General features: G+C 72.5%; 16 protein-coding genes. 6 read left to right on the plus strand and 10 right to left on the minus strand.

Features of this window, described 5'->3' with window-relative positions; translation table 11 throughout:
• Positions 1-126: 126 nt before the first annotated feature.
• The 8 genes from KK483_RS07665 to KK483_RS07700 all read right to left on the minus strand — a co-directional run bounded on the left by KK483_RS07665 (position 127) and on the right by KK483_RS07700 (position 8225).
• On the minus strand, positions 127-519 hold the full coding sequence (locus KK483_RS07665) for a ribonuclease domain-containing protein (RefSeq protein ID WP_262004454.1): 393 nt from the start codon (positions 517-519) through the stop codon (positions 127-129).
• A gap of 117 nt (positions 520-636) precedes the next feature.
• Positions 637-1665, minus strand: a complete 1029-nt coding sequence (locus tag KK483_RS07670; protein WP_262004455.1) for a LacI family DNA-binding transcriptional regulator — start codon at positions 1663-1665, stop codon at positions 637-639.
• 314 nt (positions 1666-1979) lie between these two features.
• Positions 1980-3056, minus strand: coding sequence for a LacI family DNA-binding transcriptional regulator (locus tag KK483_RS07675; RefSeq protein ID WP_262004456.1), 1077 nt, complete (start codon positions 3054-3056; stop codon positions 1980-1982).
• A gap of 30 nt (positions 3057-3086) precedes the next feature.
• Entirely contained in the window at positions 3087-3407 is a 321-nt protein-coding gene (locus tag KK483_RS07680; RefSeq protein ID WP_262004457.1) for an L-rhamnose mutarotase, read from the minus strand.
• 17 nt (positions 3408-3424) lie between these two features.
• On the minus strand, positions 3425-4513 hold the full coding sequence (gene rhaS, locus KK483_RS07685; protein WP_262004458.1) for a rhamnose ABC transporter substrate-binding protein: 1089 nt from the start codon (positions 4511-4513) through the stop codon (positions 3425-3427).
• 58 nt (positions 4514-4571) lie between these two features.
• The gene (locus KK483_RS07690) at positions 4572-5558 is read right to left on the minus strand and encodes an ABC transporter permease (protein WP_262004459.1); all 987 of its coding nucleotides are present in this window, start codon (positions 5556-5558) and stop codon (positions 4572-4574) included.
• Positions 5555-6526 (minus strand): ABC transporter permease, encoded by a 972-nt coding sequence (locus tag KK483_RS07695; RefSeq protein ID WP_399015989.1) that lies wholly within the window; start codon positions 6524-6526, stop codon positions 5555-5557. The genes KK483_RS07690 and KK483_RS07695 overlap by 4 nt, the downstream gene beginning before the upstream one ends.
• Positions 6527-6698: 172 nt before the next feature.
• Positions 6699-8225 (minus strand): sugar ABC transporter ATP-binding protein, encoded by a 1527-nt coding sequence (locus tag KK483_RS07700; RefSeq protein ID WP_262004461.1) that lies wholly within the window; start codon positions 8223-8225, stop codon positions 6699-6701.
• Positions 8226-8437: 212 nt separating this feature from the next.
• Between KK483_RS07700 and rhaI the strand changes: the two genes are divergently transcribed.
• The 6 genes from rhaI (at position 8438) to KK483_RS07730 (ending at position 16677) form a co-directional block, all read left to right on the plus strand.
• Positions 8438-9607 carry an L-rhamnose isomerase gene (gene rhaI / locus KK483_RS07705; protein WP_262004462.1) on the plus strand — a complete coding sequence of 390 codons (1170 nt, stop codon included), beginning with the start codon at positions 8438-8440 and terminating at the stop codon, positions 9605-9607.
• A gap of 197 nt (positions 9608-9804) precedes the next feature.
• Complete coding sequence (locus KK483_RS07710; protein WP_262004463.1) at positions 9805-11853, plus strand: bifunctional aldolase/short-chain dehydrogenase; 2049 nt, start codon at positions 9805-9807, stop codon at positions 11851-11853.
• Between the two features lie 474 nt (positions 11854-12327).
• Positions 12328-13824, plus strand: a complete 1497-nt coding sequence (locus KK483_RS07715; protein WP_262004464.1) for a rhamnulokinase family protein — start codon at positions 12328-12330, stop codon at positions 13822-13824.
• Positions 13815-14567 (plus strand): (Fe-S)-binding protein, encoded by a 753-nt coding sequence (locus tag KK483_RS07720; RefSeq protein ID WP_262004465.1) that lies wholly within the window; start codon positions 13815-13817, stop codon positions 14565-14567. The genes KK483_RS07715 and KK483_RS07720 overlap by 10 nt, the downstream gene beginning before the upstream one ends.
• Positions 14564-16036, plus strand: a complete 1473-nt coding sequence (locus tag KK483_RS07725; RefSeq protein ID WP_262004466.1) for a lactate utilization protein B — start codon at positions 14564-14566, stop codon at positions 16034-16036. The genes KK483_RS07720 and KK483_RS07725 overlap by 4 nt, the downstream gene beginning before the upstream one ends.
• Positions 16033-16677 (plus strand): lactate utilization protein C, encoded by a 645-nt coding sequence (locus KK483_RS07730; protein ID WP_262004467.1) that lies wholly within the window; start codon positions 16033-16035, stop codon positions 16675-16677. Before KK483_RS07725 ends, KK483_RS07730 begins: the two co-directional genes overlap by 4 nt.
• A gap of 54 nt (positions 16678-16731) precedes the next feature.
• On the opposite strand, the gene KK483_RS07735 is transcribed toward KK483_RS07730, so the two are convergent.
• Positions 16732-19956 (minus strand): glycoside hydrolase family 78 protein, encoded by a 3225-nt coding sequence (locus tag KK483_RS07735; protein WP_262004468.1) that lies wholly within the window; start codon positions 19954-19956, stop codon positions 16732-16734.
• A gap of 17 nt (positions 19957-19973) precedes the next feature.
• A complete protein-coding gene (locus KK483_RS07740; RefSeq protein WP_262004469.1) occupies positions 19974-23351 on the minus strand; it encodes a glycosylhydrolase-like jelly roll fold domain-containing protein in 3378 nt (1125 codons plus the stop codon).
• Between the last annotated feature and the right edge of the window lie 16 nt (positions 23352-23367).

Here is a 23367-nt window from a genome sequence, read left to right on the forward strand (position 1 = left end):
ATGACTCCGTGGTTACGGCGGGGTGGACTCCGGGATGCGCGAAAGGGCCGTGCCGCCGGCCTGGTGGGGGAAGGGCCGGCGGCACGGGTGGGGAGGGGAGGGTGGCTGGTGGCGGACCGGCCGGAGTCAGCAGCCGTAGTCGACGAGGTCGAACGACGCGTAGTGGTCGGCGGTGTAGTAGTCCTCCTGCGACGCCTGGCCGGTGACGATACGGCGGGCACCGCGCGTCGTGGAGCCGGGCGTCTTGACCGTGTACTCGTGGTAGTAGCCGGTCGAGTGGGCCGGGAGGAGACCTTCCCGGTTCTGGAAGACGGTCCCGTCCTGCGGGTACGGGAACGGGCCGCCGTTCTCGATGAGTTCGAGCGTGTCGTGGGCCTGGGACGGCAGGTCGGTGGAGCAGATGTCACCGACCGCGGTGGCCGCCGCGGTCGCCGGGCCCGCAACGGGGCCACCGACGAGGAGGGCGGAGAGAAGGGCGGCCGCGCCGCCGAGCATCGTGATCCGTGGGGGGATTCGCATGAGCCATGATGACGCGCGTAGAAGTTGACGTGTCAACGTCAACTTCAAGGTGTTTTCGCGGTATTCACCTCCTCCACCGGGCCGTCACAGCGCCGCTGCGCAGTCGCCGCCGCCCGTTCAGCCGCGGGTACGCGCCAGCGTGGATTCGCGCACGACCAGCTCCGGCTGGAGCACGATCCGCCGGTGCTCGTGGTCCCCCGCGGCGCCCTCGTCCGTCTCCTCGATCAGCAGCTCCGCGGCCGTACGTCCCATACGGAACGCGGGCTGGCGCACCGAGGTCAGCGGCACCGCGGCCGCCGCGGCGAACTCGATGTCGTCGTAGCCGACCAGGGCCATGTCCTGCGGGATGCGCACGCCCGCGCCGTAGAGGGACTGGAGCACACCGAGCGCCAGCAGGTCGTTGGCGCAGAAGACCGCCGTCGGCCGCGGCGACATCCCCAGCAGCCGCGCCCCCGCGTCCCGCCCGGCGGACACATCGAGCCGCTCGGTCTCCACATGGACCAGCCGGTCCTCCGGCAGGCCCGCCTCCGCCAGCGCCCGCAGCGCTCCGGTGCGGCGGTCCTGGCACTGGGCGAGATGCATCGGCCCGCTGATGTAGGCGACACCGGTGTGGCCGCACTCGATCAGATGGCGGACGGCGAGGGTGCCGCCGGTGATGTCGTCGACCGACACCGAACACGCCTCGGACCGCGGCATGTCGTGGTCGACGTAGACGTGCGGGATGCCGAGCCGCCCGAAGTTCGCCAGATTCCTGCCGGTGGGGTCGGCGGGGGTGACGAGCACGCCGCGCACCCGCTGCTCGGCGAAGAGCGAGAGGTAGTCGGCCTCCTCGTCCGGGTTCTGCGCGCTGTTGCACAGCATCACGCCGAGCCCGGTCTCACGCGCCGCGCGCTCGGCCCCGGTCGCGACCTCCACGAAGAACGGGTTGGCCATGTCCAGGACCAGCATCGCGATGATCCGGCTGCGGCCGGCCCGCAACTGCCGCGCCGTCTCGCTGCGGACGTAGCCGAGCCGGTCGATCACGGCCAGCACCCGCTCGCGGGTCTCCTCGGCGACCATGTCCGGCCGGTTGATGACGTTCGACACCGTGCCGACGGACACGTTCGCCTGCCGCGCCACGTCCTTGATGCCCACCATGCGTGCCACGAGCTCCGACCGTCCGCCTTCCCACGGCACCCCCGGGGCCGCGACCTCATGCTACGCATGAGTAGTCCCGGAGGGGAGCAGTCCGCTACGGGAATCGGCGGGCGGCGAGGGCCTGTCGGCCGGATCAGGCCGGATCAGGGAGCGGCCCGCAGCGGAGCGGCTGATGTCACAGCGGTCCGTGCGGCTGCACGGGCGGAGGAGGGAGCCACTGCGGTGGAGGCACCTCCCGGGGCCGCGGGGCCCGAAGGGCTACGGCAGGTGCGTGCCAGGGCGGGCGAGCCCGGCAAGGTCCGAACGACGGGCCCTGGGGGACGTCACGCCGGGGCGCGCCCCCGCGAGCGGCTGAGGCTCGATTCCCTGACGACGAGTTCCGGCTGGAGCACGATGCGCCGGTGGTCGTGGTCTCCCGCGGCGCTCTCGTCCGTCTCCTCGATCAGCAGCTCCGCGGCCGTACGCCCCATGCGGAACGCGGGCTGGCGCACGGAGGTGAGGGGCACGGCGGCCGCCGAGGCGAACTCGATGTCGTCGTAGCCGACCAGGGCGATCTCGTCGGGCACGCCGACCCCGGCCCCGTACAGCGCCTGGAGGACGCCGAGCGCGAGCAGGTCGTTGGCGCAGAAGACCGCCGTCGGCCGCGGCGACATGCCCAGCAGCCGCGCCCCCGCGTCCCGCCCGGCGGACACATCGAGCCGCTCCGCCTCGACCTGCCGCAGCCGGTCCTCCGGCAGGCCGGCCTCCGCCAGCGCCCGCAGCGCTCCCGTGCGGCGGTCCTGGCACTGGGCGAGATGCATCGGCCCGCTGATGTACGTGATGTCCTCGTGACCCTGGTCGAGGAGATGGCGCACGGCGAGCGCCCCGCCGGTGATGTCGTCGACCGACACCGAGCAGCCCTCGGCGCTCGGCAGGACCCGGTCGACGAAGACGAACGGGATGCCGTGCCGGCGGAAGCCCTCCAGATTGGCCCCGGTGGTGTCGGCGGGGGTGACCAGCACGCCCCGTACCCGCTGCTCGGTGAACAGGCCCAGGTACTCCGCCTCTTCGCTGGGGCTCTGCGCGCTGTTGCACAGCATCACCCCGAGGCCCGCCTCGCGGGCCGCCCGCTCGGCGCCCGATGCCACGTCCACGAAGAACGGGTTGGCCATGTCGAGCACGAGCAGCGCGATGATCCGGCTGCGGCCCGCCCGCAACTGCCGGGCCGATTCGCTGCGTACGTAGCCGAGCCGCTCGATGGTGGAGCGGACGCGCTCCCGGGTCTCCGCCGAGACCGAGTCGGGGCGGTTGATCACGTTCGAGACCGTGCCGACGGAGACCCCGGCCGCCCGGGCCACGTCCTTGATGCCGACGGGCTGGCCGGCCGGACTGCCCGCGGCGGGGCCGAGGAGTGCGGTCATGCGCGATCCATTCTTCTCCGGGTGGCGGTGTCAGTCGAGGTGGAACACTTCGGTCAGCGGCTTCATCGCCTCGTCCGGCCTGGCGCCGTCCAGGGCCTCGAAGAAGCCGCCCATCTCGGCCTGCCAGCGGGCGTTGACGTCCGTGGCGGCCATCGCGGCCTGCGCGGCCGCGAAGTCCTCGGTCTCCAGATAGCCGACGAGCAGGCCGTCCTCCCGCAGGAAGAGCGAGTAGTTGTGCCAGCCGGCGGCGGAGAGCGCCGCGAGCATCCCGGGCCATACGGCCGCGTGACGCTCGCGGTACTCCTCCAGCCGCTCCTGCCGCACCTTCAGCAGAAAGCAGACGCGTTGCACCGGGGACTCCGGCGGCCTCAGAAGTCGAAGTCGTCGATGTTGTTCTTGTCGAAGACGGTCGGCGGGCCGAGGATGATCTCGCCGTCCTTGCCGATGGTGTACTCACCGAGGTCGCCGGCCGTGAACTTCTCGCCCTCCGCGCCGGTGATCTGGCCCGAGGCGAGCGCGGCGGCCACGTACGCGCCGAGGCGGCCGAGCTTCTTCGGGTCCCACAGCGCGAACTGCTCGACGGTGCCGTCCTTGACGTACTCGCGCATCTGGTTCGGCGTGCCGAGGCCGTTGATGACGACCTTGCCCTTGTAGCTGGAGCCGCTGATGTAGCGGGAGGCGGCGGCGATGCCGACGGTGGTGGGCGAGATGATGCCCTTCAGGTTCGGGTACGCCTTCAGCAGGCCCTGGGTCTCCTGGAAGGACTTCTGGTCGTCGTCGTCACCGTAGGCGACCTTGACCAGCTTCATGTCCTTGTACTCGGGCTTCTTCAGCTCGTCCTTCATGAACTCGATCCAGGTGTTCTGGTTCGTCGCGTTCTGGGTGGCCGAGAGGACCGCGATCTCGCCCTTGTGGCCGAGCTGCTCGGCGATGTTCTGGATCTGGCTGCGGCCGATCTCCTCGGAGCTGGCCTGGTTGATGAAGGCGTCGCGGCACTCGGGGGCGGTGTCCGAGTCGTAGGTGACGACCTTGATGTCCTGGGCGAGCGCCTGCTTCAGGGAGCCGCAGACCGAGTTCGGGTCGTTGGCCGCGATCAGGATCGCGTCCTGGCGCTGCTGGACCAGGGTGTTGATGTACGAGACCTGGGACGAGGCCTTGGCGTCGGAGGAGCCGACCTCCTTGGCGGTGGACCCGAGCTCCTTGACGGTGTCGATGCCGGAGCCGTCGAGGATGGTGAAGTACGGGTTGTTGATCTGCTTGGGCAGGAAGGCGATCTTCAGGTTCTTCTTCAGCGGGGCGTCGGGGTCGGCCGTGGCGTTCGCGGCCTTCTCCTTCGTCTCGTTCGCCGCGTCGCTCTTGGTGGTGCCCGAGCAGCCGGCCAGCGTGACGGCCAGGGCACAGGCCGCCGCGGTGGCGGTGAGGGTGGCACGGCGGCGCGTGCGGGAGTACGCAGACATGGTGGCGTCCCTTTCGGAGGGCGGGAGTTGAGGGTGGGGCGGGGAGAACCGAGGGGTGTTACGCGGAGGCGGTCGCGGCGCGCCGCTGCCGGCGCTCGGAGACGGTGGCGACGATCCGCGGGGTGAGGACGGAGGCCACGAGAAGCAGACCGGTGACGATCACCTGGATCTCGTTGGACACGTCGTTGAGGGTGAGGAGGTTGCCCAGCAGGCCGATCAGCAGCACACCGGCGATCGCGCCGCCGAGCGTGCCCCGGCCGCCGTCGAAGTCGATGCCGCCGAGCAGGACGGAGGCGATGACGACCAGTTCGAGGCCGATGCCGTTGTCGGCGCGGGCGCTGCCGTACCGCAGGGTGTAGACGATCCCGGCGAACGAGGCGACGAAGCCGGCGAGGACGAAGAGCACCAGCTTGATGCGCTTGACCCGGATGCCCGCGAACCAGGCCGCGTCCTCCTGGGCGCCGATCGCGTACAGCGACCGTCCGAAGGCGGTGCAGTGCAGCACCACCGCGGTGATCACGGCCAGGACGCCGAACAGGGCGACGGGGTACGGGATGAAGGTCCCCGGCACCGTCTCGGTGTACGTCGCCCACTGGGAGTACGCCTCGGGGAAGTCGGCGACCGCCTTGTCCCCGAGGACGACCGAGGCGAGGCCCCGGTAGAGGGTGAGCGTGCCGATGGTGACGGCGAGCGAGGGCAGACCGACACGGGTGACGAGCCAGCCGTTGAGGAGGCCGCCGAGCGCGCCGACGAGCAGGCACAGGGGCACGATCATCTCGAAGGCCCAGCCGGCCTCCCACAGCGCGCCGGCGAGCGCGCTGGACAGTCCCAGCATGGAGGCCACGGACAGGTCGACCTGTCCGGCGACGACCAGCAGGGTCATCGGCAGGGCGATGAGCGCGATCTCGGCGGTGTCGTTGAGGGCGGCGGAGAGGTTGGCGGTGTCCGCGAACCCCTCCGTCGTGCCGGTGCCGGCGAGGAAGACGGCCACCAGGAGCACACCGACGACGGTGTCCCAGCGCAGGTACTTGGCGAAGGCGGTCATCGCCGGCTCCTCTTCCTCAGCGCGCTGGTGGTGCGCAGGTTCACGATGCGGTCGGTGGTGATCGCCGCGAGCAGCAGCACACCGGTGATGGCCTGCTGCCAGAAGGAGTCCACCTTCAGGACGACGAGGGCGCTGCCGATCGTCGTGAGCAGCAGCGCGCCGAGCGCCGCGCCCCAGACCGTGCCGACGCCGCCGGTGATGGCGACGCCGCCGACGACGACCGCGCTGACGACGTTCAGCTCCCAGCCGTTGGCCGCGTCGGCGACGACGGTGCCGAAGCGGGCGAGCCACAGGGTCCCGGCGAAGCCGGCGATCGCGCCGGAGAAGGCGTACGCGGCGAGCACGCGGCGGCGGATGGGGATGCCGGCGAGCCGGGCCGCCTCGGGGCTGGACCCGATCGCGTACAGCTCCCTGCCGCTGCGGTAGCTGCGCAGGTAGTACGCGGTGCCGGCGAGGACGGCGGCCGAGATCAGCGGCAGGTACGGGATGCCGAGGACGCTGCCGCTGCCGAGGGCGAGCACGCCGTCGGGGACGTCGGCGGCGTTGATCTGCTCGCCGTGTGCCCAGGCGTGGTCGATGCCCTGGATGACGTAGAGCATGCCGAGGGTGACGACCAGCGCGGGCACCCGGCCGAAGCTGACCAGCAGCCCGCTGACCAGACCGCACAGGACACCGAGCCCGATGCCGAGCAGGACGACGGTGAGCGCGCTGTGGTCGGTGCCCGAGACGAAGGTGCCGCAGGCGAAGGCGGAGAGTCCGACGACGGAACCGACGGACAGGTCGATGTTTCGGGTGATGACGACGACGGACTGGCCGGCGACGAGCAGCACCAGGATCGAGGAGTTGAGCAGCAGGTCCTTGATGCCCTGGTCGTCCAGGAAGGAGGGGTTGGCCGCCCAGGTGGCCAGGATCAGCGCCACGAGTGCGCCGCCGATGCTCAGCTCGCGGGCGCGGAAGACCAGGTCCATGAGCGAACGAGCCGAGCGGTCCGTCTCCGGCGCGGCAGGCGGGGTTTCCAGGGTGGCCGTCACGCCGCTGTCCTTTCGTGTGAGCCGCCGCGGGGGCGGGTGCGGGGTCCGGCGAGGAGGTCGCCCGCGGCCGGGCGGGCGGGCGAGGGGCCGCGGAGGCCGGGCGCGCCCGTCATGCCGCCCTCCCGGCACCGCCGCGGCCGGTCGCCGCGGCCATGACCGTCTCCTCGGTGGCCTCCTCGCGCGGGATCTCCGCGACGAGCCGGCCCTCGTGCATCACCAGCACCCGGTCGGCCATGCCGAGGACCTCGGGCAGGTCGGAGGAGACCATCAGCACGGCGAGTCCCTCGGCGGCGAGCGAGGAGAGCAGCCGGTGCACCTCGGCCTTGGTGCCGACGTCGATGCCGCGTGTGGGCTCGTCGACGATGAGCACCGTCGGGTCGGTGGCCAGCCACTTGGCGAGGACGACCTTCTGCTGGTTGCCGCCGGAGAGCACGCCGACCGCGTCGCCGAGCTTGTTGTACTTGAGCTGGAGCTTCACGGCCCAGTCGGTGGCCCGCGCCCGCTCCAGGGTGCGGCGGACCAGTCCGCCGCTGCCGAGGCTGCCGAGCCCGGTGAGTCCGATGTTGCGCTCGATGGACGCGTCCATCACGAGCCCGCGCTGGCGCCGGTCCTCCGGGACGAGGGCGACTCCGGCGGCCATCGCGGCGGTGGGTGAACCGGCGCGCAGGGCCGTGCCGTTCACGTGCACCTCGCCCGCGTCGGCCCGGTCCACGCCGAAGACGGCCTGGACGACCTCGGAGCGGCCGGCGCCGACGAGTCCGGCGAGGGCGACGATCTCGCCGCGGCGGACCTCGAAGGACACGTCCCGGAAGACGCCTTCGCGGGTGAGCCGGCGTACCGAAAGCGCGGTCTCGCCCACGGTGGTGGCCTGCTTGGGGTAGAGCTCGTCCAGGTCGCGGCCGACCATGCGGCGCACGAGGTCGTCCTCGGTGAGGCCGTCGAGCGGTTCGGTGGCGACCCAGCGCCCGTCGCGCAGTGTCGTGACCCGCTGGCAGAGTTCGAAGATCTCCTCCAGCCGGTGCGAGATGAACAGGACGGCGGCGCCGGCGGCGCGCAGCGTCGTGACGACCGAGAACAGCCGCGCGGTCTCGCTGCCGGTGAGCGCCGCGGTGGGCTCGTCCATGATCAGGACGCGGGCGTCGAAGGAGAGCGCCTTGGCGATCTCGACGATCTGCTGGTCGGCGATGGACAGCCCGCGGGCGAGCCGGCCGGGGTCGAGGTCGACGCCGAGCCGGGCCATCAGGGCGGCGGTCGCGTCGTGGACGGACTTGCGGTCGATCCGGCCGAGGGAGAGCCGCGGCTGACGGCCCATGAAGATGTTCTCGGCGATCGACAGGTCGGGGAAGAGCGTGGGCTCCTGGTAGATGACCGCGATGCCGGCGTCGCGGGCGTCGGCCGGGCCGTGGAAGACGACCGGCCTGCCGTCGAGCAGCACCTGGCCGGTGTCGGGGCGGTGCACCCCGGCCAGGGTCTTGATGAGGGTCGACTTGCCCGCGCCGTTCTCGCCCGCGAGCGCGTGGACCTCGCCCGGGAGCAGTTGCAGGGAGACGTCCTGCAGGGCCCGTACGGCACCGAAGGACTTGGACACGTCCGTCAGGGCCAGAACGGGGGCCGGGCCCGTGTCGGGCTGGTTCATGGATGCTCCGTGGAAGGTGCGCCGTGGAGGCGCCGTGAAAGGTTTCAATCAAGTTTCACGGAAGCTAGACGCGTAACACCCGTGGCGTCAATGGGTCAGTTCATGAAACTTTCTCGGCCTACTCGATCTCTTGACAGTCCAGTTGAGCGGCCATAGCTTCACGTCGATGAAACGATTCACACGTCCGCTCGGCCCCCAGGAGCGCTGATCCCATGCCCGGTGTATCCGCCGTGTCCGCCGCGAAGGCGGCCCTCAAGACCCAGGCCATCGAGACTCCGTCGTGGGCGTACGGCAATTCCGGTACGCGCTTCAAGGTGTTCGCGCAGCCCGGAGTGCCGCGAACCCCGCGCGAGAAGCTCGACGACGCCGCGCGCGTCCACGAGCACACCGGCGTGGCCCCGACCGTCGCCCTGCACATCCCGTGGGACACGGTCGACGACTATGCGGCCCTGGCGAAGTACGCCGAGGAGCGCGGCCTCAGGCTCGGTGCGATCAACTCCAACGTCTTCCAGGACGACGACTACAAGCTCGGCTCGGTCACCCACCCCGACCCGGCCGTGCGCCGCAAGGCCCTCGGACATCTGCTGGAGTGCGTCGACATCATGGACGCGACCGGCTCGCGCGATCTGAAGCTGTGGTTCTCCGACGGCACCAACTACCCGGGCCAGGACGACATCCGCAGCCGCCAGGACCGGCTCGCCGAGGCGCTGGCCGCGGTGTACGAGCGGCTGGGCGAGAACCAGCGGATGCTGCTGGAGTACAAGTTCTTCGAGCCGGCCTTCTACGCCACCGACGTCCCGGACTGGGGCACGGCCTACGCGCACTGCCTCAAGCTCGGCCCCAAGGCCCAGGTCGTCGTGGACACCGGCCACCACGCGCCCGGCACCAACATCGAGTTCATCGTCGCGCTGCTGCTGCGCGAGGGGAAGCTCGGCGCGTTCGACTTCAACTCCCGCTTCTACGCGGACGACGACCTGATGGTCGGCGCGGCGGACCCCTTCCAGCTGTTCCGCATCATGTACGAGGTGATCAGGGGCGGCGGCTTCACTTCCGACATCGCCTTCATGCTCGACCAGTGCCACAACATCGAGGCGAAGATCCCGGCGATCATCCGCTCGGTGATGAACGTCCAGGAGGCGACGGCGAAGGCCCTCCTCGTCGACGGCGACGCGCTCGCCGCCGCCCAGCGCTCCGGGGACGTCCTCGCGGCCAACGCGGTGCTGATGGACGCCTACAACACGGACGTACGCCCGCTGCTCGCCGAGGTCCGCCAGGAAATCGGCATCGCCCCCGACCCGATCGCCGCGTACGCCCGCTCCGGCTGGGCCCAGAAGATCGTCGACGAGCGCGTCGGCGGCACCCAGGCGGGCTGGGGGGCGTAGGCCGCCTCCGGCGCGGGGCGTGGCCGGGCCGTCCGGTCCGGCCCCTGGCTCACCCGCTGCCGGCGCGGCACGCGCCGGCCGGCGGCCGGCGAGCAAACAGGACGGCGGGGGGGGCGGCCGGGCCGGACCCGGCGCACACGACGACGCACGAACCAGCGACGACTCACGAACCAGCTCGGACTCGAAGGAAGCAGGCAATGACGGACGACAGGACTCACCAGCGCGTGGCCGAGCTGCTCGCTCGCTCGCACCGCCTGGGGGCCGATCCCCGCAACACCAACTACGCCGGCGGCAACACCTCCGCCAAGGGCACCGCGGTCGACCCCGTGACCGGCGGCGACATCGAGCTGGTCTGGGTCAAGGGCTCGGGCGGCGACCTGGGCACACTCAAGGCCGAGGGCCTCGCCGCGCTCCGGCTCGACCGACTGCGCGCCCTCACCGGGGTGTACCCGGGCGTGGACCGCGAGGACGAGATGGTCGCGGCCTTCGACTACTGCCTGCACGGCAAGGGCGGCGCAGCACCGTCGATCGACACCGCGATGCACGGCCTCGTCGAGGCCGCGCACGTCGACCACCTCCACCCCGACTCGGGCATCGCGCTCGCCTGCGCCGCCGACGGTGAGGCGCTGACCAAGGAGTGCTTCGGCAACCGGGTCGTGTGGGTGCCGTGGCGCCGCCCCGGCTTCCAGCTCGGACTCGACATCGCCGCGGTCAAGGCGGCCAGCCCCGAGGCGATCGGCTGCGTCCTCGGCGGACACGGCATCACCGCCTGGGGCGACACCTCCGAGGAGTGCGAGCGCAACTCGCTGCACATCATCCGCACCGCCGAGGCGTTCCTCACCGACCGCGGCAAGGCCGAGCCGTTCGGGCCCGTGCTCGACGGGTACGGGCCGCTGCCGGAGGCCGAGCGCAGGGCCCGCGCCGCCGCGCTCGCCCCCGTAGTGCGGGGCCTCGCCTCCACCGACCGCCCGCAGGTGGGCCACTTCACCGACGCGGACGTCGTCCTCGACTTCCTGGCGCGCGCCGAGCACCCGCGGCTCGCCGCGCTCGGCACCTCCTGCCCCGACCACTTCCTCCGTACGAAGGTCCGGCCGCTCGTTCTCGACCTGCCGGCCGGTGCCCCGCTGGAGGAGGCGGTCGCCCGCCTGAAGGAGCTGCACGCCGCCTACCGCGAGGACTACCGCGCCTACTACGAGCGCCACGCCGACGCGGACTCCCCCGCCATGCGCGGCGCGGACCCGGCGATCGTCCTCGTGCCGGGCGTCGGGATGTTCAGCTTCGGCAAGGACAAGCAGACCGCGCGCGTCGCGGGCGAGTTCTACGTCAACGCGATCAACGTGATGCGCGGTGCCGAGGCCGTCTCCTCGTACGCGCCCATCGAGGAGGCGGAGAAGTTCCGCATCGAGTACTGGGAGCTGGAGGAGGCCAAGCTCCGCCGCATGCCCGCGCCGAAGCCGCTCGCGACCCGCGTCGCGCTGGTGACGGGTGCCGGCTCCGGGATCGGCAAGGCCATCGCGCACCGGCTGGTCGCGGAGGGCGCGTGCGTCGTCGTCGCCGACATCGACGCGGACGGCGCGGCGGCGGTGGCCGAGGAGTTGGGCGGCCCGGACAAGGCGGTCGCGGTGACGGTGGACGTCACCTCCGAGGAGCAGATCGCCGACGCCTTCGCGGCGGCCGCGCTCGCCTTCGGCGGCGTCGACCTGGTCGTCAACAACGCCGGGATCTCCGTCTCCAAGCCGCTCCTGGAGACCACGGCGAAGGACTGGGACCTCCAGCACGACATCATGGCCCGTGGCTCCTTCCTGGTCTCGCGTGAGGCGGCCCGGGTGATGACCGCGCAGGGCTTCGGCGGCGACATCGTCTACATCGCCTCCAAGAACGGTGTCTTCGCGGGCCCGAACAACATCGCCTACGGCGCGACCAAGGCCGACCAGGCGCACCAGGTCAGGCTGCTCGCCGCCGAACTGGGCGAGCACGGCATCCGCGTCAACGGCGTCAACCCGGACGGGGTGGTGCGCGGCTCGGGCATCTTCGCCGGCGGCTGGGGCGCGAAGCGGGCGGCGGTGTACGGCGTGGAGGAGGAGAAGCTGGGCGAGTTCTACGCCCAGCGGACCCTGCTCAAGCGGGAGGTCCTGCCGGAGCATGTCGCGGCCGCGGTCTTCGTGCTGACGGGCGGCGACCTGAGCCACACGACGGGCCTCCACGTCCCGGTGGACGCGGGCGTCGCGGCGGCGTTCCTGCGCTAGCGCCGCGCTGGCGTGCCCTCCGGGCCCCGCTTCTCCGGGCGACGCCCGGACCCGCTCGGCCCGCGCCACGCGCCCGTGGGGCACGCCGACCGGCGCTTGCCTGCTGCGCGGGCGGTGCCCGGGCGGGCCCGGGGGCACGCCGGCCTGCGGGGCGGGACACGTCGCGGGCAGTCCCCCCCTCCCCCCACGTTGTGGGCATTCGTTCCGCATGGGGTCCCCCCAGGACGAAGTCCTAGGGGGAGGAACTGGTGGGCACAACGCGACCACCGGGCCGTTCCTGCGTACGAAACGGCCGCGGCCGGCGACCGGTTGCGCACCGCCACCGGCTGCGGTCCGGGCGTCGGGGCACCGTGCCCCGAGGCACGAGCGGCGCCCAACGCTCTCGGTTGCGCTCCCGTTCCGCCCCCACGCGGAGCGAACGGCCCACAACCAGACGGGACGTCGGCTGCCCAACCCCCTGTAAGGAATGACATCGTGTCAACGAAAACCCCGCTCACCTTCGCCGCCGTCGACCTCGGCGCCTCCAGCGGACGCGTCATGGTCGGGCACGTCGGGCCCGGGACGCTTCGCCTCACCGAGGTGCACCGGTTCCCCAACACGCCCGTACGCGTCGGCGGCACGCTGCACTGGGACATCCTCGCCCTGTACCGCGGGGTGCTCGACGGGCTGCGGGCCGCGGGCCGGGCCACCGGGGGGCGGCTCGCGAGCGTGGGCGTCGACTCGTGGGCCGTGGACTACGGCCTCCTCGACGCCGGCGGCGCCCTCATCGGCAACCCCGTGCACTACCGGGACACCCGTACCGAGGCCGTCACCGCGAAGGTCGCCGGGGCGCTGGCCCCCTCCGAGCTCTACGCGGCGACGGGGCTCCAGTACCTCCCCTTCAACACCGTCTACCAGCTGGTCGCGGCGCAGGGCACCCCCGCGCTCGCCGCCGCCCGGGGCCTCCTCCTCATCCCGGATCTGATCGCGTACTGGCTGACCGGTGAGGCCGGTACCGAGCTCACCAACGCCTCCACGACCCAGCTCGTCGACCCGCGCACCCGCGACTGGGCCCGGCCCGTCGCCGAGGCGCTCGGTATCGATCTCTCGCTCTTCCCGCCGCTGCGCCGGCCCGGCGACCCGGCCGGGGAGCTGCTGCCCGAGGTCCTCACCGAGACCGGCCTGACCGGGCCGGTGCCCGTGACCGCCGTGGGGTCGCACGACACCGCTTCGGCAGTGGCGGGCGTGCCCGCATGCGGGGAGCGGTTCGCGTACATCGCCACCGGCACCTGGTCGCTGGCCGGGCTCGAACTGGACGCTCCCGTCCTCACCGAGGACAGCCGCCGCGCCAACTTCACCAATGAGCTCGGTGTGAACGGCACCGTCCGCTACCTCCGCAACATCATGGGCCTGTGGCTGCTCCAGGAGTGCCTGCGCGACTGGGAGGCCCAGGGCCAGGCGCCCGACCTCGGCGAACTGCTGCGCAAGGCGGCCGCGTGCACCCCCCTGCGCTCGGTCGTGGACGCGGGCGACCCGGCGTTCATCGCCCCGGGCCGGATGCCGGAGCGGATCGCCGACGCCTGCCGCCGCACCGGCCAGCCCGTGCCGCGCGACGCGGCCGAGACGACCCGCTGTGTGCTGGACTCGCTGGCCCTGGCCCACCGGCGCGCCGTCGCGGACGCCCAGCGGCTCTCCGGCCGGGCGGTCGACACCGTGCACATCGTCGGCGGCGGCGCCCGCAACGAGCTGCTGTGCCGGCTGACGGCCGACGCCTGCGGACTGCCCGTGGTGGCGGGTCCCGCCGAGGCCGCCGCGCTGGGCAACATCCTTGTCCAGGCCCGCTCTGCAGGCGTAATCATCGGAGGTCTGCGTGAATCGCGACAGCTCCTGTGCGAGACTCAGGGCCTACGGCACTACGAACCCACGGGAGACGTCCGAGCATGGGAGCGGGCCGAGGCACGTCTCGCCAAGGAGGAACAGCCATGCGGGTAGCGCTCTTCGTCACCTGCGTCAACGACACGCTCTTCCCCCGCACCGGGCAGGCGGTCGTCACCCTGCTGGAGCGCCTCGGCGTCGAGGTGGACTTCCCGCCGGCGCAGACCTGTTGCGGGCAGCCGCAGTTCAACACCGGTTACCGGCACGAGACCGAGCCCCTGGTGCGCCGCTACGCCGCCGCCTTCGACGCCTACGACTACGTCGTCACCCCGTCCGGCTCCTGCGCGGCGATGGTCCGCGACAACTACCCCCGCATCGGTGCGAAGGCGGCCGCCGAGGGACGCGGCCAGGAGCTCGCCGAGGCGGCGGCGCGCGCGGTCCCGAAGACGTACGAGCTCACGGAGTTCCTGGTCGACGTGTTGAAGGTGGTGGACGTCGGGGCGTACTACCCGCACGCCGTCACCTACCACCCGACCTGCCACGGGCTGCGGATGCTCGGCCTCGGCGACCGGCCGCGCAGGCTCCTTGAGCATGTCAAGGGGCTCGAACTGCGGGAGCTGCCGGGCGCCGAGGAGTGCTGCGGCTTCGGTGGCACGTTCGCCGTCAAGAACGCCGCCGTCTCCGCGGCGATGGGCGCGGACAAGGCCCGCAACATCACCTCCACCGGCGCCGAGGCCGTGTGCACGGTCGACAACTCCTGCCAGCTGCACATCGGCGGGACGCTCACCCGGCTCGGCTCGACGGTCCGCCCGGTGCACATCGCCGAGATCCTCGCGAGCACGGAAGGGGACGCCCGATGAGCGGCACGTACCTCGGCATGCCGGCCTTCCCGAAGGCGGCGGCCGACTCCACCCGGAACACCACCCTCCGCGGCAATCTGCGCCATGCCACCCACACCATCCGCGACAAGCGCGCCAAGGCCGTCGCCGAACTCGACGACTGGGGGCGGCTGCGCGCCGCCGGGGCCGCGATCAAGAACCGTACGCTGCGCCATCTCGACCACTACCTGGAGCAGGTGGAGGCCGCGGTCACGGCGGCGGGCGGCACCGTGCACTGGGCGGCGGACGCCGCCGAGGCCAACCGGATCGTCACCGACCTCGTCCGGGCCACCGGCGAGACCGAGGTGGTCAAGGTCAAGTCCATGGCCACCCAGGAGATCGGTCTCAACGAGGCGCTGGCGAAGGCCGGGATCACCGCCTGCGAGACCGATCTCGCCGAGCTGATCGTGCAGTTGGGCGACGACCTGCCCTCGCACATCCTCGTCCCCGCGATCCACCGCAACCGCTCCGAGATCCGCGACATCTTCCGCGACAAGATGGCGGACTGGGGCCGTCCGGCCCCGGACGGGCTCACCGACCGGCCCGCCGAGCTGGCCGAGGCCGCCCGGCTGCATCTGCGCGAGAAGTTCCTGCGCGCGAAGGTCGCCGTCTCGGGCGCCAACTTCATCGTCGCCGACACCGGCACCCTCGTCGTGGTCGAGTCCGAGGGCAACGGCCGGATGTGCCTGACCCTGCCCGAGACGCTGATCTCCGTCGTCGGCATCGAAAAGGTGGTGCCGACCTGGCAGGACCTGGAGGTCTTCCTCCAGCTCCTCCCCCGCTCCTCGACGGCCGAGCGCATGAACCCGTATACGAGCACATGGACGGGGACGACCGACGGCGACGGCCCGCGCACCTTCCACCTGGTCCTGCTCGACAACGGCCGCACCGACACCCTCGCCGACACGGTGGGGCGGCAGGCGCTGCGCTGCATCCGCTGCTCCGCCTGCCTCAACGTCTGCCCGGTCTACGAGCGGGCCGGCGGCCACGCGTACGGCTCCGCCTACCCGGGCCCGATCGGCGCGATCCTCACACCCCAACTGCGCGGCACCACCAGCGAGGTGGACGCCTCGCTGCCGTATGCGTCCTCGCTGTGCGGCGCCTGCTACGAGGTGTGCCCGGTCGCCATCGACATCCCCGAGGTCCTTGTCCACCTGCGGGAGCGCGTCGTCGAGGGAGGCGAGGTGACCCGCAACGGTACGAAGGTCACGCTCCGCCCCGCGAAGGGGCACGCGGCCGAGCGGGCCGCGATGCGCGCCGCCCGCTGGACGCTGGACCACCCCGGCGCACTGCGCACGGCGCAGCGCCTCGCCTCCCGCACCCGCCGGCTGCATCCGCGGCGGCTGCCGGGGCCCGGCCGGGCCTGGACGGACACCCGGGCGGTGCCGGAGGTGCCGGCCGAGTCGTTCCGGGACTGGTGGCAGCGCACACGAGGGGAGCACACGAAGTGAGCAGCAGGGACATCGTCCTCGGCCGGGTGCGCCGCGCCCTGGCGGACGTGCCGCGCGACGAGCGCCCGCAGGACGTGCCGGTCGCCCGCGACTACCTGCGGGTGCACGGCGGCAGGACCCCGGCCGAGACGGCGGACCTGCTCGCGGAGAACCTCGCGGACTACCGGGCCCTGGTGCACCGTTCGGACGCCGCCGGACTGCCGCCGCTCATCGCCCGGTTGCTGGCAGAGCACGGCTCCGAGTCGGTACTCGTCCCGGCCGGACTACCGCCGGAATGGCTGGCGGCCGCGGACCCCGTCCGGTTCCCCGACCGGGCGGAGAGCACCCCGCACGAACTCGACGCGATCGACAGCGTGGTCACCGGCTGCGCGGTGGCCATCGCCGAGACCGGCACCCTCGTCCTGGACGGCGGCGCCGCCCAGGGCCGCCGCCGGATCACGCTCGTGCCCGACCACCACATCTGCGTCGTACACGTTCCGGACCAGGTCGTCGACTCGGTACCGCAGGGCCTGGAACGCCTGGACCCGGCGCGCCCGCTGACCTGGATCAGCGGGCCGTCGGCGACGAGCGACATCGAGCTGGACCGCGTGGAGGGGGTCCACGGGCCCCGGACGCTCGAAGTGATCCTGGTCGAGGGCTGAGAAACGGCGAAGCCCCCGGCCGGACCCGCGGGTCCGGCCGGGGGCTTCGTGGTGTCAGCTCGCGTCCGGTGCGAACGTCGAGGTGAACGTCCAGCTCCCGGAGCCGACTTCGTACACGGCCACGCCGTCCTCCGTCCGTACGAGACGCGCGTCCCGTGACGCGTGGACGGTGCCGGTGGTGACCGGTACGCGGATCTCGGCCGTCGTTCCCGCCGGGACGGAGGCGTCCAGCCGGTAGGCGGTGCCCTCGCGCTTCCAGTTCGTGCGGACCGTGCCGTACGGCGTGGTGTACGAGCCCGAGGCCGAGGTCAGATCGCCCACGACCGCCGGGGCGATGAGCAGTTCGCGGTAGCCGGCCGATCCGGGTCGCTGCTGGATGCCGGCGAGGCGGGCGGTGAACCAGGCGTCGATCGCGCCGAGCATGAAGTGGTTCTGCGACTGGCCGGGGCCGCCGTCCCAGGTCTCGCCGAGGGTGGTGTTGCCGGCCAGGACCTGGTAGCCGTAGCTCGGGCTGGTGGTCTGTGTGGCGATCTTGTAGACGATGTCGTCGCGGCCCGACTCGGACAGCACGCGCAGGGCGGCGGGCAGGGAGATCTCGCCCAGCACGAGGTGGTGGTCGGCGGCGACGACCGCGTTCGTGAAGTGGGCGAGCAGACGCTCGCGTTCACCGGCCGGGACGGCTCCCATGTCGAGGGCGAGCGCCTCCGCGCCCTGGCCTCCGCCGCCGAAGGTGCCGGTGGCCGGGTCGTAGTACTTCGCGGCGAGAGCGTGCGCGCTGGTGTCCGCCTTCTCCTGGTACAGGGCGGCGTCGGCGTCCTGGCCGAGGACCTTCGCGATGCGGCTGAGGCCGTCGACGACGCGCCAGTAGCCGTAGGTGCCCGCGACGGCGCGCGGGAAGGTGCGGTCGGGGGTGATCCAGTCGCCGAGGCCGTAGTCGAGGATGCCGCCGGAGACCTTCTGCTCCAGGAAGGTCACGTACTGCTTCATCTGCGGGTAGTACGTGCGCAGCGTCTCCTCGTCGCCGTAGGTCGTGTAGAGCTGCCACGGCACGAGGACGAACGCGCCGCCCCAGTTGGCGTCGTTGCGGTAGCCGCCGGAGAGTTCGACGTAGTCGGGGACGGTGCTGGGGATCAGGCCCTCGGGGGTCTGGGCGTCCGACATGTCCCGCACGATCTTGCGGAGGTAGGACTGCATGTCGTAGTTGGCGGCCAGGGTGGGGAAGACGAGCTGGTTCTGCTCCAGCCAGCCGAGCTTCTCCCGGCTGGGGCAGTCGGTGAGGACGCTCATCATGTTGCCCTCGACGGCGCGGCGGATGAGTCCGTGGATGCCGTTGACGAGCTGGTTGGAGCTGGTGAAGCTCCCGGCGGAGGTGTTGTCGGCGTGCAGGACCTTGCCTCGTACGGAGACGGTGGCGCCGGCCGGCAGGCCCTTCAGCTCCAGGTAGCGGAAGCCGTGGTAGCTGAAGGTGGGGTGCCAGGTCTCGGCGCGGCCGCCGCCCTTGGCCGTGTAGCTGTCCCACAGGGGTGCGCCGACGTTGCTGATGGACTGGAAGGCGTGACCGTCCTTCAGGCTCTCGGCCGGGTGGATGCGCACGGTCGTTCCGGCGGGGGCGGTGACGGTGATCTCGGGCCAGCCGGCGATATTGCGGCCGAGGTCGAAGACGCGGCTGCCCTCGGCCCCCGCCACCTCGGTCCCCTGCAGCGTCTCGATGACGCGGACGGGTTCGGTCTCGCGGGCGCTCGGTTCGGCCGGTTCCTCCGCGCCGCCGGGCCGGCCGAGCGTGACGGCCGCGGGCCAGGAGGAGCGGTCGCGGTCGCGGCCCGGCTCGTCCCAGCCGGGTATCTCGCGGCGGGCGTCGTAGTCCTCGCCGCCGTACCAGTTGGACGAGGTGGTCGGGCCGAGGGTGGTGTGCCAGTCGGAGCCGCTGGTGACGCGGCGCACGCTGCCGTCGTCCAGGGCGATCTCCAGCTGGGCGACGAGCTTGGGGTCGCTGAAGTTGCCGTACCACTTGCGGTAGCGGTCGGCGGTGCTGACCACGTTGGAGGCGCCGTTGCCGAGCGCGACGGCGAGGGTGTTGCCGCCGCGCCGCAGCCGGTCGGTGACGTCGTAGGTGGCGTACTGGACCCGGTCGGCGAAGTCGGTGTTGGCGGGCTCAAGCACGGCGTCGCCGACCGGCTTCCCGTTGATGCGGGCGTCGTGGATGCCGAGGCCCGCCAGGTAGAGGCGGGCGCTGCGGGCGCCCTTGGGGAGGGCGAAGTCCTTGGCGAACAGCGGCAGTGCGGCGGGGAGGTAGGCCCCGGGGGTCTTCTGGCCGATGGCCTCGGCAGCCTTCGTCCACGGTCCTTCGGGCGTCTCGGCCGTGGAGACGCTGTAGTCGACGGGGAAGTGGGGCACCTGCCCGTCGGCGGTGAGGACGTCGGCGCGCGGGTAGAGCAGCACCTGGTCGAAGGTCTTGGCCGCCTTCATGTCGAGCGTGAGCGTGACCGGGGAGTCGGCACTGTCGTGCGGCTGGCTCGAGTAGCCGGCCTCGCGCAGCAGCGCACTGTTGGTGTGCCCGTCCACGACGAGCTTCGGCTCCCAGACCTTGCGCACCTCGCCGCTCTCGGACGCCGTGACCGTCGCGCCCTGTGCGTGGTTGACGTCCGCAGCGGTGGAGTCGCGCACCTCGATCTCGCCGAGCTGGAGGCGCCACTCCCCCTCAAGCGGCAGCCCGAGCTCGGTGACGTCGAGCCGGACGTAGCGGGCCGTGGTCCGCGGCAGCGTGACGACGACGGGCTCGTTCTCGTGCCGGCTCAGCCGCCATGCGTCGTGGGTGATCCACTGGGCGGTCCAGTCCTCGGCGCGGGTCAGGCCCGTCTCGAAGACCGCGGTGTCGCTCCACTCGGAGGCACGGCCGCCGGACCACAGCTGGACGCGCCAGTGGACGCGGTCGCGCGAGCCGAGCGCCTTGCCCGCGTAGACGGCGCGCGGCTCGGCGGAGCCGACCTTGCCCGAGTCCCAGAGGTCGGGGCGGCCGTGCTCCAGCCTCTCGCGGCTGGTGGCGGCCTGGATGCGGTAGGCGCTCTGGACGACGCCCCGGCCGTGCCCGGACAGCTGCCAGGTCAGGTCGGGGGTGGTGTCGTCGATGCCGAGGGCGCTGCGCAGGTGCTGGGTCTGGAGCCTGGTGGCCTCGGCGCCGGCGCCGCCCCATGCGGCGGCGGGGAGCGCGGAGGGTACGACGGTGACGAGCGCGGTCAGCCCGGTGGCGAGGACGAGCGCGGGTCTGGCGAGTGAACTCATGCCGGTCTCCCTGGGGATCAGTGCAGGTCGGTGGTGAGCGGGCGGCGCGGGCGCAGGACCACCGGGCCCAGGAGCCCGGACGGCAGCGGCTTGTTGCGCTCGTTGGAGAGGGTGTTGGAGACGCGGACGGCGATGTGGTTGGCACCGGGGCGCAGCGCTTCGGTGACGTCCACGACGTACGGGGTCCACAGGGCCGGCGGCAGGGTGGTGCCGTTGACCGTGACCTCGGCGACCTCGCGCACGGTGCCGAGGTCCAGGTGGAGCCGGCGTCCGGCGAGTCGGTCCGGGGAGAGCTCGACGTCCTTGGTGTAGGTGGCGCTGCCGGAGAAGAGCCGGGCGATGTCGCTCCAGCTGCCGAGCGGCCGTACGACGGGCTGGGCGCCCGCCTGGTGGAGGGTCAGGGTCCAGTCCCCGTCGAGCGGTATCGGCTCCAGGGGGTCGGTGACACGGGCGGTGCCGCGGTAGGTGCGGCGGCCGTCGGTGCCGGTCAGGGGCCAGCTGCCGGGGGCCTCGGCGAGGGCCTGCACGCGCAGCCCTTCGCGGCGGGCGGTGACGGCGGTGACCGGCAGCGCCCCGGCGTCGGTCAGGTGGGGTACGGGGTGGGCCGCGTGGCGCAGGACGACCCCCACCGTCCGGTACGGGCCGAGCTTCAGCGGTACGCGTACGCCGCCGCGCTCCGTGCGGTGCACCGGCGCGGGCACGGCCGTGCCGTCCTCCGGGTCCCACCACTCGGGGGTGCCGCGGGCCGGCAGCGTCGCCCAGGTGTCGACGGGCGTCGCGCTCTCGTTGTTGAACAGGAACGCGAGGTCGCCGCCGCGGGTGGTGCGCAGGACGCGGACGGCGGGTGCGGCAGGTTCGAGGCTGGCCGCAGCGAACTCCCGTGAGACCGCGCCGAGTTCGGTGACGGCGGAGACGCGGAGGGCGCGGCGGTGCTCGAAGAGGTCGTCCAGGGCGCGCCGCAGGGCGTCGTCGCGGCCGTTCGCCTCGTGCTGCGGCAGCGCGCCGACGGCCACGACCGTGCCTCCGGCGCGGGCGAACCGGGCCAGCGTGCCGACCGCCTCGGCCTCAAGGACCGGGGTCTCGGGCAGCACCACCAGGTCGTAGCGCGCCCGGCCGACGGAGAGCCGGCCGTCGTGGACGCGGGCGGGGAGCAGCAGCTCGCGGTCGTCGGCGAGCGCGCCCTCGTGGACGAGGTCGAAGTCGACCTGGGCGCTCTCCAGCGCGTAGGCCGCGTCGGCGAACAAGCCGTCGACCTCGCCCTGCCGCTCGGTGCCGGTGAGCTGCTCGGCGGCGCGCTGCGGCTGGAGGAGTGCGGTGCGGGCGGCCGAGGTGCCGCGGGCCAGTTCCATGGTGCGGCCGATCCAGTCGGCGATCGGGCGCATCGCCCACCACCAGGGCGCGCGGGGACCGAACGGCGGCGGGAAGTACACCTTCGCCTCGTTGGTCCACAGCGCGTGCAGCACGGTGAGGTTGGTGCCGCGCGTCGCGAACGCGCCGATGAGCGCGTGCACGAACTCGGGCGCCACCTGCCAGCCCATGTTGCCGAACGCCTCGGTCAGCGCCCGCTCGCGGCCGGTCTGGTGGGCCACCGACGCGGCGTTGCGCGGGTCCATGGTGGGCTCGCCCGCCACGTACTCGCCGGTGATGACGTCGCCGCCGGGCACCTGCGCCCACTGGTTGGCCTTGTGCAGATCACCGGTGGAGAGGATGCGCTTGGAGGGGCCGGTCTCGTCGTAGAGCGGGTTGGTGACGAGGCGGACGCGCCGGTCGGCGTACCAGTGCGCCTGCTTCTCGAAGTACTTGGAGAAGCGGTTGGACACGGCCCGCCAGTAGCGGCCGCGCAGGATCCGGCCGGCCTCGCCGAGGTCGTCGAAGGTGCTGGCGTACGCCTTGCCTGGCTCGGCGCCGACCTCGCGCAGGGCGGCGGCGAGCGTGGGCGACCAGGGCAGGCGCTTGAAGGGGTGCGGTCCCGCGGAGGCGATGAACGGCTCGTCGTCCCAGAAGCCGGGCACGACGGTGCCGAAGTAGCGGCCGAAGCGGCGGTGGTACTCGCCGGGCACCATGTCGAGCAGCAGCTCGACCGGCTCGTCGTCGAGGAGGTCGAGGTAGGAGCGGGTGTAGCCCTGGGTGTCGTCGGAGAGGATCGCCCCGCCGAAGAGGTCGATCTGCCAGCGGCCTTCGGGGACCTGCCAGGAGCGCCCGGCCGCCAGGTCGCCGGTGAGCTCGACCAGTTCCGCGGCGTCGGCGCGGCCGGCGGGGCGGGCGGTCGCGGCGATGGGCGCGGCGGCGGCTCCGGGGACGGGCCGGGTGCGGAAGTCGCCGGCGGATGCCGGGTCGTCGTAGGCGGCGGCGTACAGGGCGCTGCCGTCGGCGGCGGTGACGGTCAGGTCCTCCCACAGGGACCGCTGGACGCCGACGGCGCGGACGCCGACGCCGCCGCGGGGATGGGCGTCGTCGGTGACGGTGCCCTTGTCCTTGCCGTCGAGGGTGACCGAGAGCGTGGCACCGCGCACGGTGACGGCGAAGGTGTGGAACTTGGTGCGGTTGAAGCCGTCGGTGCGGCTGCTCCTGGCCAGCTCCTGCGTGCTGCCGCCGGTCAGCCGGGAGACGGTGACGACGCCGGTCTGGTCGAACTCCACGGCGTAGCCGTCGGCGCCCGATGCGGAGGCGCGGACGACGAGCCCGACGGAGCCGGTCTCGGTCTTGGCGTTGGCGATGACGTCGTAGTCCGCCCAGTCGTCTCCTTCGCGCAGCACGGCGGCTCCGGCGAGCACGGCCGCGTCGGCGACGAGCCGGCCGGCAGAGACCCCGGTGCCGGTGGTGTCCCGCAGGTCGACGCGGGCGGGGCCCTCGACGACGGCCGTGGAGCGCCACAGGCCCTTCAGCCGGAGTTCGGGGCGGGGGGTGTAGGTGCGGGTCCCGACGGTGCCGCCCTCGGCGACGAGGTAGGCGGCGCGTCCGCTGGGGAAGTGGTTGTCGTTGAAGATCCACACCCGCATGCCGGTGCGCTCGGCCTCCTCCAGTACATGGCCGACGACGTCGAACCACTCCTCGGAGAAGAAGACCGGCTTCATGTCCTCGTTGTCGTACGGGAAGAGGACGACCTCGTACATCCCCTTGTCGCGCAGGTCCGCCAGCTGGGTGTCGATCAACTGGGGGGTGACGGGGCCGTTCCAGTACCAGTAGACGGTGGGGCGGCTGTCGCGGCGCGGGTCGGCGAAGGCGGCGGGGCTGAAGCCGGCGCCGTGCGCGGGGGAACCCGCGAACGCGGTACCGGCCGGGAGCACCCCGCCGATCGCGGCGGCGGCCACTCCCGCGGCGGCGACGAAGCCGCGTCTGGACAGGTCGGACTCGGGCACGGGCATGGGCATGGGCGGGGGCACGGGCAAGGACATGGGAGGGCTCGCTCCT

It is taken from the genome of Streptomyces sp. FIT100 (assembly GCF_024584805.1).
Lineage (GTDB): Bacteria > Actinomycetota > Actinomycetes > Streptomycetales > Streptomycetaceae > Streptomyces.